Consider the following 13,743-nt stretch of genomic DNA (forward strand, 5'->3'; position numbering starts at 1 on the left):
GTACACAGTTACCAATACACATGCTCCAGAGAAAACATCTGTAAAAGGTCATAAGATCTGGAAAGATGAAGAGAACCAAGACGGTATCCGTCCAGCATCTATCACAGTGAAACTTCTTGCGGATGGTCAAGACACTGGTAAGACTGCGGTAGCCTCAGAAGCAACTGGTTGGACTTATGAGTTCACAGACCTTGATCGTTATAAAGACGGTCAAGCAATCGAATACTCTGTAGTAGAAGTTCCAGTTGAAGGTTATTCATCTAAAGTAGAAGGCTTCAATATCACAAATACACACACTCCAGAAAAACCAACACCAGGTAAACCAAATGAACCAGGAAAACCAGGACAAAAACCTCAACTTCCTAACACTGGTGAAAAAGCATCTAGCGCAGCAGTAGTTGCAGGACTTGCTTTGATGGCAGTGACTGGTGGATTGTACTTTGTAAGCCGTAAAAATAAATAATCTCTAAAAGAGAGTTAATTTTCAGTTAGTTCTTAGGAAGTAATTGGAAAGGAAATAGTCCAGAACAATGGTTCTGGACTATTTTTTTATCTTGAAAAATATGGGAGGCTTTTCAACCGTTCGAGTAGGGGACGACTAATGAAACTAATGGCAATAATCTTACCAAGATCAGGGAGGATAAAGGGAAGGACACCGACAGCTAGTGCCTTATCGAATGGTATCCCGGCAAGGAAGTGGAGGCTGAGAATACCTCCGACAAAGACGAGGGAGTCACCCAAGAGGTTGGCTAGGAAAATGCGAATGTAGCCACTATTTTGATGGATGAGATAAGATGTAAGTCCAGCATAGACAAGGTCGAACCAAAGATAGCCTGCACTTGGGCCGACTAAAACGTGAAATCCAGCTCCTCCCCCTGCAAAAACAGGTAAACCAATGGCACCCAGCAAGAGATAGAGAGCTACAGATAGAACAGCTTCTCTGGGTCTAAAAACAGTAGCAATCAGACCGATCGCAAAGTTTTGCAGAGTGAAGGGGACAGGACCGATAGGGAGACTGATTTGTGCCAATACGGCGATGAGAGCAGCACCGATAGCAGGGATAGCATAGATATGAGCTTTTTTCAAGATTGTTAACCTCTTTTCAAAATTATAGTAACTATTATACTAATTCAGAAACAAAAGTCAACCTATTTTTGAAATCAAGGTAACAATTTTGTAACAGCCGATTTTGCAAGTAAAAAGAGACCTCAAGAGGTCTCTTACGATAATTAGCGCATGGTTACAAATTCTTCTGAGGCAGTTGGGTGGATAGCTACTGTAGCATCAAAGTCCGCCTTGGTTGCTCCCATCTTGATAGCAACAGCGAATCCTTGAATCATCTCATCCACTCCGTAACCAAGTCCGTGAAGGCCAACAACTTTTTCGTCAGCACCAGCTGTGATGAGTTTGAAGCGAGATTCTTGACGATGGTTTGTAACGGCTGAGTACATAGATGCAAAGCTTGACTTGTAGACTTTGATATTATCTTGGCCGTATTCTTTGATAGCTTGATCTTCAGTTAAACCGACTGTTCCGATTGCTGGGTGGGAGAAGACAACAGTAGGGATAGTCGTGTAGTCCATCTTAGCATTTGTTTTCCCATTGAAGAGGCGCTCAGATAGGGTACGTCCTGCCTTGATAGCTACTGGGGTCAGTTCTTTCTCACCAGTAACATCTCCAAGAGCATAGATGCCATCTACAACTGTATTTTGATACTCATCCACTTGGATAAATCCACGTTGGTTGAGTGTGACGCCAGCCTTTTCTAACTCAAGACTATCTACATTTGGACGGCGACCGGTAGCCCAGATAACTTGGCTTGCAGTGTGACTAGAACCATCTTCGAAATGAATGGTAATACCTTGATCCGTTTCTTCGAGCTTGACGGGTACCTTGTGTGTGTGCAAAGGTAGACCTGTTTTTTCCATTTCATTGACAAGTCCTTCAACGATGTAGCTGTCAAAAGTGCGCAAGGGACGATTGCGACGGACAAACAAATCAGTTTTTACTCCTAGCGCGTGGAGAACACCTGCTAATTCAACGGCGATATAGCCAGCTCCAAGAATCGCAACGGATTCAGGAAGTTGCTCCCAAGCAAAGACATCGTCTGAGCTACCACCGAGTTCCGCTCCAGGAATAGTTGGGATGCTTGGACGAGCACCAGTCGCAATCACGATATGTTTGGCACGAATCAATTCACCATTGACGCTGACTGTGTGGGAATCAACGAAATGAGCACGACCTTCAATCAAATCAACACCGTTGCGCTTGAAACTTCCATCATAAGATGAGCGGGCACGGTCGATGTAGGCTTCACGGTTTTGACGAAGTTTAGCAAAATCAAATTGAACATCTGAACTTGTAAAACCGTAGTCAGGGCCGTAGTGGTGGAAGCTTTCAGCGATTTGAGCTCCATACCACATGATTTTCTTAGGAACACAGCCGACATTGACGCAGGTTCCACCTAATTTTTTCTCCTCGATAACAGCTGCTTTAGCACCATGTTCACCAGCTCGGTTCATGGTGGCAATGCCGCCGCTTCCTCCACCGATGGCAATGATATCATATTCTCTCATAGAAAACTCCTTATAGCTTTGATAGTCATATTCTATCGTTTTTACTATTTGAATGCAAAAATCTGCTACGGTAAAAAAATTATAAAAACGCTTGCCAAATTCAAAAAGATATTGTATTATATATCTAGCACAATAACCCAATAAACGAATACCGAACGAAATAATGATCCTGAATTGTCAATGTTTCCATCTGAACTGTCATTGTTTGGACTTGGTGTTTCTGATATAATGGTTTTTGTAAGGCAAAAGAATAAAGGAGTTTAAATATGAAAAGAAATAAGAAGGCGAAAAAATGGCAATTATACACAGCGATTGGTGTTGCCAGTGCTATTGTTATCGGTGCTGCGGGGATTTTGATTTTTAGACAACCTTCCCAGTCAGCAGTCAGGGAGGAAACCTCTCATATCGTTACTGCTAAGGAAGGTTCTGTTGCTTCATCGGTTCTCTTGTCAGGCACGGTTACAGCAAAAAATGAACAATACGTTTATTTTGATGCTAGTAAGGGAGATTTAGATGAAATTCTCGTTTCGGTTGGAGACAAGGTCGAAGAAGGGCAAGCTTTGGTCAAATACAGCAGTGCAGATGCTCAAGCTGCCTATGATGCAGCCGNTCGTGCAGTTGCAAAGGCAGACCGTCATATCGAGGAGTTAAATAAGGCTCGTGAAAATGCATCAGCTGCACCAGCTTCCCCACAAGTTCCAACAGAAGCTGGACTTCCAGAGCAAGCACCAGCCGCAACTTCTTCCGTATCCTCTATCGACTCTCAAATCAGTGATGCCAAGGATAACCGTGCAGATGCTGTGGCTCAGCTCAACAAGGCTCAAGCACAGCTAGATGCCGCAACTGTCCTCAGTACACTAGAAGGGACTGTAGTTGAAGTCAATCGTAATGTTTCTAAATCGCCAACAGGTAATAGTCAAGTTGTAGTACATGTCGTAAGTAATGAAAACTTGCAGGTCAAAGGGGAGTTGTCTGAATACAACCTTGCTAACCTTTCTGTTGGGCAAGAAGTTACCTTTACTTCGAAGGTTTACCAAGATAAGAGCTGGACTGGAAAAATCAGCTATATTTCTGATTATCCTAAAAACAATGGAGAAGCAGCAAATGCAGCCCTTGGAGGGAATACTGGATCTAAGTACCCTTATACTGTTGATGTGACTAGCGATATCGGTGAGTTGAAACAAGGCTTCTCTGTTAGTGTGGAAGTCAAAAACAAAAGTAAAGCCATCCTTGTTCCTTTGACAAGTGTCGTTACCGAAAATGACAAAAACTATGTTTGGACCGTTGACGACCAGAAAAAAGCGAAGAAGGTAGAAGTTACTTTGGGGAATGCGGACGCAGACAACCAAGAAATTACTTCAGGTTTGACAGACGGTGCCAAGGTCATCAGTAATCCAACATCTTCCTTGGAAGAAGGAAAAGAGGTGAAGGCTGATGAAGAAACTAATTAGTCTCAAAAATATCTGCAGGAGTTATCGAAATGGTGACCAAGAACTGCAGGTCCTTAAAAATATCAATCTAGAAGTTCATGAAGGTGAGTTTGTTGCCATTATGGGACCATCTGGTTCTGGTAAGTCTACGTTGATGAATACCATCGGAATGTTGGATACACCAACCAGTGGAGAGTACTACCTTGAAGGTCAAGAAGTGGCAGGNCTTGGAGAGAAACAACTGGCCAAGGTCCGCAATCAGCAAATCGGCTTTGTCTTTCAGCAGTTCTTTCTCTTGTCCAAACTCAATGCACTTCAAAATGTCGAATTGCCCTTGATTTACGCTGGTGTTTCGGCTTCAAAACGTCGGAAATTGGCGGAGGAATTTTTGGAAAAGGTTGAGCTGACGGAGCGCAGTCATCATTTGCCATCTGAGTTATCAGGTGGTCAAAAGCAACGTGTAGCGATTGCGCGTGCCTTGGTAAATAATCCCTCTATCATCTTAGCGGACGAACCTACAGGAGCCTTGGATACCAAGACAGGAAATCAAATTATGCAGCTGTTGGTGGAGTTAAACAAGGAAGGGAAAACCATTATCATGGTCACGCATGAGCCAGAGATTGCTGCTTATGCCAAACGCCAAATTGTCATTCGTGATGNGGTCATCTCGTCTGACAGCGCTCAGGTAGAAAAGGAGGAAAACTAAGATGCAGAATCTGAAATTTGCCTTTTCATCCATCATGGCTCACAAGATGCGTTCCTTCCTCACCATGATTGGGATTATCATCGGAGTTTCGTCTGTCGTTGTCATCATGGCTCTGGGAGACTCCATGTCTCGTCAGGTCAATAAAAACATGACCAAATCACAGAAGGATATCCATGTCTTTTTCTCACCTATCAAGAGCAAGGATGGCTCCTTTACGCAGAAACAATCCGCTTTGACAGTCAGCGGGAAAGAAGAGGATGTTCATGTTGAACCACCAAAACCACTAGAATCCTGGGTCAAGGAAGCTGCCAAACTCAAAGGAGTAGACAGTTACTATGTCACCAACTCGACCAACGTCACCCTATCTTATAAGGATAAGAAGGTTGAACGCGCGACTCTGACAGGCGGAAATAGTACCTACATGAACGCAGTTGAAAATGAAATCGTTGCGGGTAGAAGTCTAAGACCGCAAGACTACAAGGAATTTGCCAGTGTGATTTTGCTGGATGAAGAACTAGCCAAGAGTTTGTTTGATAGTCCAGAAGCTGCGGTTAATCAAGTCATCTCTGTCAACGAATTTAGTTACCGTGTGATTGGTGTTTATACTAGTAATGAAGCCAAAACTGCGAAAGCCTTTGGGATTGGTGGTCTTCCAATTACGACCAATATCTCTCTCGCAGCCAATTTTAATACTGATGAAATCTCGAACATCGTCTTTCGTGTCAATGATACTAGTCTAACGCAGACCTTGGGACCAGAGTTGGCTCGAAAATTGACTGAGATTGCTGGTCTTCAGCAAGGGGAGTACCAAGTTGCGGATGCAACTGCCGCCTTCCAAGAGGTACAACAACTATTTGGTTTTATGACCACCATTATCAGTGCCATCGCAGGAATCTCTCTCTTTGTCGGGGGAACTGGTGTTATGAATATCATGCTGGTTTCGGTGACAGAACGCACGCGTGAGATTGGTCTGCGGAAAGCTCTCGGAGCTACTCGGGCTAATATCTTGGTACAGTTTTTGATTGAATCTATGATCTTGACCTTGCTAGGTGGTGTCATTGGTCTTGGGATTGCTGCTGGAATGACCATGTTAGCTGGAGTATTGCTTCAAAACATGATTGCAGGTATTGAAGTTGGGGTTTCCCTCCCAATCGCTCTCTTTAGCTTGGCTGTGTCAGCAAGTGTTGGGATGATTTTCGGAGTCTTGCCGGCCAATAAAGCGTCTAAGCTTGATCCGATTGAAGCCCTTCGTTATGAATAAGATATAGAGCAGAAAAAACAAGATGGACATTTGACTGTCTTGTTTTTGTATGGATTTTCCTATCGAAAATCACCGAAAATATGATATAATGAAGTGTTAGAAAATCAGGTTTCATTTGCCTGGAAAGGAAAAATTATGTCTGAAAAGAATTTTTATATTACAACGCCGATTTACTATCCATCTGGTAAGCTTCATATCGGTTCTGCCTACACAACCATCGCTTGTGACGTCCTAGCTCGCTACAAACGTCTCATGGGCTACGATGTCTTTTATCTGACAGGTCTTGACGAGCATGGTCAGAAAATCCAACAAAAAGCGGAAGAAGCTGACATCACACCACAAGCCTATGTTGATGGCATGGCAGTTGGAGTCAAAGAACTCTGGAAATTGCTCGATATCTCATACGATAAATTTATCAGAACAACAGATGACTACCATGAAAAAGTAGTGGCTCAGGTCTTTGAACGCTTGCTTGCTCAAGATGACATCTACCTAGGTGAATATTCTGGTTGGTATTCAGTCTCAGATGAGGAATTCTTTACAGAAAGCCAGCTTGCAGAAGTTTTCCGTGATGAAGCTGGAAATGTAACCGGCGGTATTGCTCCATCAGGTCATGAAGTGGAGTGGGTTTCAGAAGAGTCTTATTTCCTTCGCCTCAGCAAATACCAAGACCGTTTAGTTAAATTTTTCAAATCGCACCCTGATTTCATCACTCCAGATGGTCGTCTTAATGAAATGTTGCGTAACTTCATCGAGCCAGGTTTGGAAGACTTAGCGGTTTCTCGTACAACCTTTACCTGGGGTGTGCCAGTCCCTTCCAATCCAAAACACGTTGTCTACGTTTGGTTTGATGCCCTTCTAAATTATGTGACAGCTCTTGGCTACGATCAAGAAGAACACGCTAACTTTGACAAGTTCTGGAATGGAACAGTCTTCCACATGGTAGGGAAAGACATCCTTCGTTTCCACTCAATTTACTGGCCAATCCTTCTCATGATGTTGGATATCAAATTGCCAGAACGTTTGATTGGGCATGGCTGGTTTGTCATGAAAGACGGCAAGATGTCTAAGTCTAAAGGGAACGTTGTCTATCCTGAAATGTTGATAGAGCGTTTTGGTCTCGATCCACTTCGTTACTACCTCATGCGTAGCCTTCCAGTCGGTTCAGACGGAACCTTCACTCCAGAAGACTATGTAGGTCGTATCAACTATGAATTAGCCAATGACCTTGGAAACCTCCTCAACCGGACAGTTTCCATGATTAACAAGTACTTTGATGGACAAATTCCTGCCTATGTAGAGGGTGTGACTGAATTTGATAATGCTCTTGCTCAAGTAGCAGAGCAATCTATCTCTGACTACCATACACACATGGAAGCAGTTGACTACCCACGTGCTTTAGAAGCAGTCTGGACACTTATCTCACGTACCAACAAATACATCGATGAGACAGCCCCATGGGTCTTGGCTAAGGATGAAGAGCACCGTGACCAATTGGCAAGTGTCATGAGCCACTTGGCAGCCAGCCTTCGTGTCGTAGCTCACATGATTGAGCCATTTATGATGGGAACTAGTCGCGCTGTATTGGCACAACTTGGTCTAGCAGAAGTTTCTAGCCTAGAAAACTTGAGCTTGGCAGATTTCCCTGCAGGTGTGACTGTTGTTGCCAAAGGAACACCAATCTTCCCACGTCTCGACATGGAAGAAGAGATTGCCTATATCAAAGAACAAATGGAAAGCAACAAACCAGCCGTCGAAAAAGAATGGAATCCAGATGAAGTTGAACTCAAACTCAACAAGGATGAAATCAAGTTTGAAGACTTTGATAAGGTCGAGATCCGTGTCGCAGAAGTCAAAGAAGTTTCTAAAGTGGAAGGTTCTGACAAGTTGCTCCAATTCCGCCTCGATGCAGGTGATGGCGAAGACCGTCAAATCCTATCAGGAATTGCCAAATACTATCCAAATGAGCAAGAATTGGTTGGCAAGAAGGTACAAATCGTTGCCAACCTTAAACCACGCAAGATGATGAAAAAATATGTCAGTCAAGGAATGATCCTCTCAGCTGAACATGAAGGACAATTAACCCTTCTCACAGTTGATCCAGCTGTACCAAACGGAAGTGTGATTGGGTAAAAGCAAAAAACCAACGTTATACACGTTGGTTTTTCTTGTTATGCGCGAGATTTTCTAAGAAGTAATCCATCTCCTTTTGCGACTTGAGGACAATTACTTTCTCAGGGTAGGTTTCTTGAACTTGCTGATAGCGTACTTTAGCATTCTTTGTCCGCCCATCCCAGAGAATCCATCGGATAAATTCCCAGTCAAAGCGTTCAGGACAGCCTGCTGCCATACTTTCTCTGACCTTTCCTCGGTATGTGAGATACCGTTTAAAGGCTCGAAAGAGACAAGTCCATGGGGAAAAGTTGAGAAAGATGATTTGGTCAGCTTCCAGCATTCTTTCTTCATAGCAACACCAAGAGTAGTTGCCGTCGATGACCCAAGCTTCGTGCTTTGTGAGAAAGTTTTTCATTTCGGTCAACATCCATTCGCGGTCACTGTCTTGCCAACCAGGTTGAAATTGGAGTGTATCCATATGCAGTTTTGGGATGGAGTAGTAGTTTGACAACTTTTCAGCTAGAGTTGACTTGCCTGCTCCGGAATATCCGATGATTGCTATTTTCATTTTCTACCTTTTCTGATTAGAGGACAAAAAAACAGCCTCTATGGACTGTTTCTTATTTAGCAAGTTTAGCTGAAAGACGAGCTTTATCGCGGCTTGCTTTGTTTTTATGAATCAAACCTTTAGTTTCTGCTTTGTCGATAGCTGAGCTAGCAGCACGGAAAAGTTCTTCAGAAGGGTTTGCTTCGAAAGCTTTGATAGCAGTACGCATAGCTGATTTTTGAGCTGAGTTTTTTTCGTTTTGTTTAACGTTCAATTCAGCGCGTTTGATAGCTGATTTAATGTTTGCCAATGTTCTTACCTCCATATTTACTAACTATACCATTATATATGAAAACTTAGGTTTTGACAAGGGGAAATTATTTTTTTAGGTAAATTTCATCGATTTCGTGGTTTTTAGTCTTGTGGAGAATGACCTCGGCGCGATTCCTTGTCGGTTCGATGTAGTTTTGTAGATTTGTGAGATTAATGCTGGTCCAAACCTGGTGTGCAAAGGCTTCAACTTCTCCAATTGGCATTTGCGTAAAACGGTGGTAGTAGCTGTTGGGGTCATTTTGGGCAAAGCTGAGGAGTTTTAAGAAACGATCCAGATACCAACTTTCAATGTCCTCGACAGCAGCATCCACATAGATGGAGAAATCAAAGAAATCAGTGATGTAAAGGCGCTCATTTTGAGGGTTTTGAAAGACATTGATGCCTTCGATAATAACAAAGTCAGCAGCTTTGACACGTTGTTTCTCTCCAGGAACGATGTCATACACTTCATGAGAATAGACAGGAATATCGACATCTTGTCCATTCTTTAGGCGATCAAGAAAATCCAGTAAAGCTTCCATATCATAACTTTCAGGAAAACCTTTGCGATTTAATATATCTTGGTCCATCAAGGTTTGATTGGGATAGAGAAAGCCGTCAGTTGTCACCAATTCTACAGTAGCATCAGTAACTGTACGAGAGAGAAGGATTTGCAGAAGTCGGCTAGTTGTTGATTTTCCTACAGCTACACTTCCTGAAACTCCAATAATGAAGGGTTGAGATTTACTCTCTCTTTGGAGAAAAATCCCCTTAGAAAAGGCTAAATCCTCTTTGGTGCGTTTGTAAATTTGGATGAGATGAGCTAAAGGTAAATAAATATCTGTCACATCTTGCAGACTAATCTGGTCATTGAAACTCTTGATGGATTCTAGTTCCTCTTCTGTCAAAGGAGGTGTTGTCTTTCGATGTAAAGATTGCCAAGTCTGGCGACTGATTTTTTCAAAATGTAAAAATTCGTTGGTCATNGTTTTCCCCTAGATATTTTGTCTATCATACCATAAAAAGCTAAAAAAATAAAGCGGTTTCTTGATGGTAGTAAGTCAATATCGTATAATAGAGGTAGATGGAGGTTGAATAATTTAATGATGAGATAGGGAATGGTTTCTGAAGACTTATCAGTTATTGAAAGTGGGCTTTTTTAGTTCGCAACTTATTGGAGGTGTGTCATGAAAATCTTAAAATGTTACATATTGGAACTCTGTTTTATTTTAAGTTTTACACTACCTTTTATAAGGGGAGCGAATGCGGATAATGGTAGACGCTTTGTAGAAACCTATTACGGTTTTACCTTCTTAATGGATCATCTCCTTGTAACAGCTGTCTTTATCTGTTCGCTCTTGATTGCCTGGCTAGTAAAAAAGCAGTGGACGAAATGGCTTGCTGCTGGTAGTTATCTATTTTTGATTTTGTGGATTGCTACAGAAGGATATCTATTCCGTATGTCACTAGAAGATTTGATACGACTTTGGACAAGTTTGGAAATCTTGACACAAACTTATCAGTTGGGTTTTTATCTAAACATCATATTGGGAATCTTGTTGATAATAAAGTATTTTAAGGTTAAGAAATAGTGATAAAAATGCGCCTGATTGCAGACGATCTGTTTTTTACTGACTATGATAATTTGTAGTTCCCGATAGATTGTAATGTATTTCTAATCATTGAAAGAGATTGAAGAAAAGGTTTTACTTACTAGCTTTCTTCAGTCTTTTTCATTTTATCATCACTTTGTAAACGATTTACAATTCAAGCCAAATTATGGTAAAATAGTTTTATGAGTAAAATGTATTATGCAGAAAATCCTGATGCTGCTCACGACATTCATGAGTTGAGAGTGGAGTTGTTGGGAGAAAATATGACCTTTTTAACAGATGCGGGTGTTTTTAGCAAGAAAATGGTTGACTTTGGGAGTCAACTTTTATTGAAGTGTTTGGAGGTTAACAAAGGAGAAACGGTCCTTGATGTGGGTTGTGGTTATGGGCCATTGGGTTTGTCATTGGTCAAGGCTTATGGAGTTCAGGCAACCATGGTTGATATCAATAATCGCGCTCTAGACTTAGCGCGTCAAAATGCTGAACGAAATAAAGTAGAAGCGACGATTTTCCAATCCAATATCTATGAACAAGTTGAAGGGAAATTTGACCATGTTATTTCCAATCCGCCTATTCGAGCGGGCAAACAAGTTGTTCATGAGATTATCGAAAAGAGCAGAGATTTCTTGAAAGACGGAGGTGATTTAACCATTGTCATTCAGAAAAAGCAAGGTGCTCCAAGCGCCAAAAGCAAGATGGAAGATGTTTTTGGAAATTGTGAAATTATAAAGAAAGACAAGGGATATTATATCCTTAGAAGTGTGAAAGCATGAGAGCAGTTGATTTAATTCAAAAGAAACGAGATGGCCAAGAACTGACTTCAAATGAAATCAAATGGCTAGTAGAAGGCTATGTAGCGGGAACTGTTCCAGACTATCAGATGTCTGCCTTTGCTATGGCTGTTTATTTTAAAGGAATGACCACACGAGAGATTTCTGACCTGACGATGAATATGGTTAAGACAGGTCAGGAGTTTGACTTGTCAGCTATTGATGGGGTTAAAGTTGACAAGCATTCTACGGGTGGAGTTGGGGATAAGGTGACCTTGATTTTAGCTCCCCTTGTCGCTAGCTTTGGTGTGCCTGTGGCAAAAATGAGTGGTCGTGGACTAGGGCATACTGGCGGAACCCTAGATAAGTTGGAAGCAATCAAGGGTTACCAAGTGGAGCGCAGTCAAGAAGATTTCATTCGTCAGGTACAGGACATTGGTGTATCTGTCATTGGGCAGTCGGATCAGCTGGTTAAAGCAGACAAACTCCTCTATGCCCTCCGTGATGTGACGGCGACTGTTGACACGATTCCTTTGATTGCTAGTTCTGTTATGAGCAAGAAAATTGCTGCTGGGGCGGATGCTATTTTGCTAGACGTAACGGTCGGTGAGGGTGCCTTCATGAAGACGGTTGATGAGGCGCGTGAATTGGCTCAAACCATGGTCGATTTGGGTAAGGCCGTTGGTCGAAAGACAGTAGCAGTGATTACCGATATGAGCCAGCCCTTGGGACGAGCCATTGGCAATCGTCTCGAAATCCTAGAAGCAATTGAAATTCTTAAAGGAAAGGGTCGAGAAGATATTAGTCACTTTATTTGTGAACTAGCTCAGATTATGCTTGGTTTGGCAAATGTTGAGAAGACGGTTGAAGAAGTCCGTCAACACCTTGAAAACGGCCAAGCGCTGGCTAAGTTTGAAGAAATGGTAGCAGCTCAAGGTGGTGATTTAGAAGATCTCTATCGCCCAGTCAAGGTGGCGCATGTAGTAGATATCCCGGCTCAAGAGTCAGGTGTCATTTCAGCCCTTCCAGCGATGGAATTTGGTCTCTATGCCATGAGATTGGGAGCTGGTCGCGCAGTCAAGTCTGATAATTTAGACTATGAAACTGGAATCGTTTTTGAGAAGAAGGTCGGTGACTCCGTTCAAAAGGGAGAAATTGTCGCAAAAGTTTATACAAATGGAAAAATTTCCCCTCAACTAGTTACAGAATTTCAAAAATATGTTAAAATAAATGATAGAGTGAAACGTTTGCAGGAAATAATTGAAATCATCTCATGAAAAAGAGAGGAATCCGAATATGAAATTAAACAAATACATTGATCATACGCTTTTAAAACAAGATGCAAGTCAAGAACAAATTGATCGTTTGCTATCTGAAGCGCGTGAGTATGACTTTGCCAGCGTTTGTGTCAATCCCACATGGGTAAAACATGCGAAAACAGGACTTGAAGGCTCAGATGTAAAGGTTTGTACAGTAGTTGGTTTCCCCTTGGGAGCGACAACTTCAGCTGTAAAAGCTTTTGAAACCAAGGAAGCCATCCAAAATGGTGCAGATGAGATTGATATGGTTATCAATGTCGGTGCTCTCAAATCAGGTAATCTTGATTTGGTTGAATCGGACATCCGTGCTGTCGTAGAAGCAAGTGGTGACAAGTTGGTTAAGGTCATTATTGAAGCTTGCTTGTTGACAGACGATGAAAAGGTTGTGGCTTGCCAATTATCCCAGAAAGCAGGTGCTGACTTTGTCAAAACATCAACTGGATTTTCAACTGGTGGTGCCACTATTGAGGATGTTAAGTTGATGCGTAAAACAGTCGGGCCAGATATGGGTGTTAAGGCGGCTGGCGGAGCGCGTTCATATGCAGATGCTGTCGCTTTTGTGGAAGCAGGTGCTACCCGTATCGGAACATCTGCTGGTGTGGCAATTTTAAAAGGAGAATTAGCAGATGGCGACTACTGAGTTGATTGAACTAGCAATTGAAACCAGCAAACAAGCCTATGTCCCCTATTCTCACTTTCCCATCGGAGCTGTTTTAGTAGCCAAGGATGGTAGTATTTATACGGGTGTAAACATAGAGAATGCTAGCTATCCTTTAACAAACTGTGGAGAGCGTACAGCGATTTTCAAAGCAGTTTCCGAAGGCCAAAGAGAGTTTTCAGAGTTGATTGTCTATGGACAGACTGAAAAACCTATATCACCATGTGGCGCTTGTCGCCAAGTGATGGCTGAATTTTTTGAAAAAGATCTAAAAGTGACACTTGTCGCAAAAGATAAATCGACGGTCGAGATGACGGTCGGGGAGTTACTTCCATACTCTTTTACAGACTTAAACTAGTCTGGGCCACTCTTGTAGTGGCTGTGGTCTGTGTGACCAACCAATCCATACTTGCAACATCGTTGCACATCTTATTTA

General features: G+C 42.3%; 15 protein-coding genes. 10 read left to right on the top strand and 5 right to left on the bottom strand.

Features of this window, described 5'->3' with window-relative positions:
- The coding region (locus tag D8847_RS09460; RefSeq protein WP_260467781.1) for a Cna B-type domain-containing protein at positions 1 to 463 on the top strand (463 nt) is incomplete at its 5' end.
- Between the two features lie 86 nt (positions 464 to 549).
- On the opposite strand, the gene D8847_RS09465 is transcribed toward D8847_RS09460, so the two are convergent.
- The gene (locus D8847_RS09465) at positions 550 to 1,086 is read right to left on the bottom strand and encodes a biotin transporter BioY (RefSeq protein ID WP_125841384.1); all 537 of its coding nucleotides are present in this window, start codon (positions 1,084 to 1,086) and stop codon (positions 550 to 552) included.
- 143 nt (positions 1,087 to 1,229) lie between these two features.
- On the bottom strand, positions 1,230 to 2,576 hold the full coding sequence (gene gor, locus D8847_RS09470; protein ID WP_125841385.1) for a glutathione-disulfide reductase: 1,347 nt from the start codon (positions 2,574 to 2,576) through the stop codon (positions 1,230 to 1,232).
- Between the two features lie 266 nt (positions 2,577 to 2,842).
- Between gor and D8847_RS09475 the strand changes: the two genes are divergently transcribed.
- The 4 genes from D8847_RS09475 (at position 2,843) to metG (ending at position 8,106) form a co-directional block, all read left to right on the top strand.
- Positions 2,843 to 4,027, top strand: coding sequence for an efflux RND transporter periplasmic adaptor subunit (locus D8847_RS09475; RefSeq protein WP_125841386.1), 1,185 nt, complete (start codon positions 2,843 to 2,845; stop codon positions 4,025 to 4,027).
- Positions 4,011 to 4,712 carry an ABC transporter ATP-binding protein gene (locus tag D8847_RS09480; RefSeq protein WP_125841387.1) on the top strand — a complete coding sequence of 234 codons (702 nt, stop codon included), beginning with the start codon at positions 4,011 to 4,013 and terminating at the stop codon, positions 4,710 to 4,712. The genes D8847_RS09475 and D8847_RS09480 overlap by 17 nt, the downstream gene beginning before the upstream one ends.
- A gap of 1 nt (position 4,713) precedes the next feature.
- Positions 4,714 to 5,973 (top strand): ABC transporter permease, encoded by a 1,260-nt coding sequence (locus D8847_RS09485; RefSeq protein ID WP_007519837.1) that lies wholly within the window; start codon positions 4,714 to 4,716, stop codon positions 5,971 to 5,973.
- A gap of 135 nt (positions 5,974 to 6,108) precedes the next feature.
- Complete coding sequence (gene metG, locus D8847_RS09490) at positions 6,109 to 8,106, top strand: methionine--tRNA ligase (protein ID WP_125841388.1); 1,998 nt, start codon at positions 6,109 to 6,111, stop codon at positions 8,104 to 8,106.
- A 16-nt stretch (positions 8,107 to 8,122) separates the two neighbouring features.
- Here the strand turns inward: metG and D8847_RS09495 are convergent, their stop codons facing one another.
- From D8847_RS09495 to coaA, 3 genes are all read right to left on the bottom strand, one after another.
- Positions 8,123 to 8,656 carry a DNA topology modulation protein gene (locus D8847_RS09495; RefSeq protein ID WP_125841389.1) on the bottom strand — a complete coding sequence of 178 codons (534 nt, stop codon included), beginning with the start codon at positions 8,654 to 8,656 and terminating at the stop codon, positions 8,123 to 8,125.
- A 52-nt stretch (positions 8,657 to 8,708) separates the two neighbouring features.
- The gene (rpsT, locus tag D8847_RS09500) at positions 8,709 to 8,945 is read right to left on the bottom strand and encodes a 30S ribosomal protein S20 (RefSeq protein WP_001274000.1); all 237 of its coding nucleotides are present in this window, start codon (positions 8,943 to 8,945) and stop codon (positions 8,709 to 8,711) included.
- Positions 8,946 to 9,012: 67 nt separating this feature from the next.
- Entirely contained in the window at positions 9,013 to 9,933 is a 921-nt protein-coding gene (gene coaA, locus D8847_RS09505; protein WP_125841390.1) for a type I pantothenate kinase, read from the bottom strand.
- Between the two features lie 201 nt (positions 9,934 to 10,134).
- Between coaA and D8847_RS09510 the strand changes: the two genes are divergently transcribed.
- The 5 genes from D8847_RS09510 (at position 10,135) to D8847_RS09530 (ending at position 13,665) form a co-directional block, all read left to right on the top strand.
- The gene (locus tag D8847_RS09510) at positions 10,135 to 10,539 is read left to right on the top strand and encodes a hypothetical protein (RefSeq protein WP_125841391.1); all 405 of its coding nucleotides are present in this window, start codon (positions 10,135 to 10,137) and stop codon (positions 10,537 to 10,539) included.
- A 203-nt stretch (positions 10,540 to 10,742) separates the two neighbouring features.
- The gene (locus tag D8847_RS09515) at positions 10,743 to 11,333 is read left to right on the top strand and encodes a class I SAM-dependent methyltransferase (protein ID WP_125841392.1); all 591 of its coding nucleotides are present in this window, start codon (positions 10,743 to 10,745) and stop codon (positions 11,331 to 11,333) included.
- Positions 11,330 to 12,607: a pyrimidine-nucleoside phosphorylase gene (locus D8847_RS09520; RefSeq protein ID WP_125841393.1), complete on the top strand. Its 1,278-nt coding sequence runs from the start codon at positions 11,330 to 11,332 to the stop codon at positions 12,605 to 12,607. Before D8847_RS09515 ends, D8847_RS09520 begins: the two co-directional genes overlap by 4 nt.
- A 19-nt stretch (positions 12,608 to 12,626) precedes the next feature.
- On the top strand, positions 12,627 to 13,289 hold the full coding sequence (gene deoC, locus D8847_RS09525; protein WP_000773698.1) for a deoxyribose-phosphate aldolase: 663 nt from the start codon (positions 12,627 to 12,629) through the stop codon (positions 13,287 to 13,289).
- A complete protein-coding gene (locus tag D8847_RS09530; RefSeq protein ID WP_000246110.1) occupies positions 13,276 to 13,665 on the top strand; it encodes a cytidine deaminase in 390 nt (129 codons plus the stop codon). The genes deoC and D8847_RS09530 overlap by 14 nt, the downstream gene beginning before the upstream one ends.
- The last annotated feature ends 78 nt before the right edge of the window (positions 13,666 to 13,743 follow it).

This window comes from Streptococcus mitis (genome assembly GCF_003942795.1).
Lineage (GTDB): Bacteria > Bacillota > Bacilli > Lactobacillales > Streptococcaceae > Streptococcus > Streptococcus mitis_BJ.

Excerpts from the sequence above, each read along its gene's own strand:
- D8847_RS09515 (WP_125841392.1), top strand. The coding sequence starts at position 10,743 with ATGAGTAAAATGTATTATGCAGAAAATCCTGATGCTGCTCACGACATT.
- D8847_RS09530 (WP_000246110.1), top strand. The coding sequence starts at position 13,276 with ATGGCGACTACTGAGTTGATTGAACTAGCAATTGAAACCAGCAAACAA.
- metG (WP_125841388.1), top strand. The coding sequence starts at position 6,109 with ATGTCTGAAAAGAATTTTTATATTACAACGCCGATTTACTATCCATCT.
- gor (WP_125841385.1), bottom strand. The coding sequence starts at position 2,576 with ATGAGAGAATATGATATCATTGCCATCGGTGGAGGAAGCGGCGGCATT.
- deoC (WP_000773698.1), top strand. The coding sequence starts at position 12,627 with ATGAAATTAAACAAATACATTGATCATACGCTTTTAAAACAAGATGCA.
- D8847_RS09520 (WP_125841393.1), top strand. The coding sequence starts at position 11,330 with ATGAGAGCAGTTGATTTAATTCAAAAGAAACGAGATGGCCAAGAACTG.
- D8847_RS09510 (WP_125841391.1), top strand. The coding sequence starts at position 10,135 with ATGAAAATCTTAAAATGTTACATATTGGAACTCTGTTTTATTTTAAGT.
- coaA (WP_125841390.1), bottom strand. The coding sequence starts at position 9,933 with ATGACCAACGAATTTTTACATTTTGAAAAAATCAGTCGCCAGACTTGG.
- D8847_RS09485 (WP_007519837.1), top strand. The coding sequence starts at position 4,714 with ATGCAGAATCTGAAATTTGCCTTTTCATCCATCATGGCTCACAAGATG.
- D8847_RS09495 (WP_125841389.1), bottom strand. The coding sequence starts at position 8,656 with ATGAAAATAGCAATCATCGGATATTCCGGAGCAGGCAAGTCAACTCTA.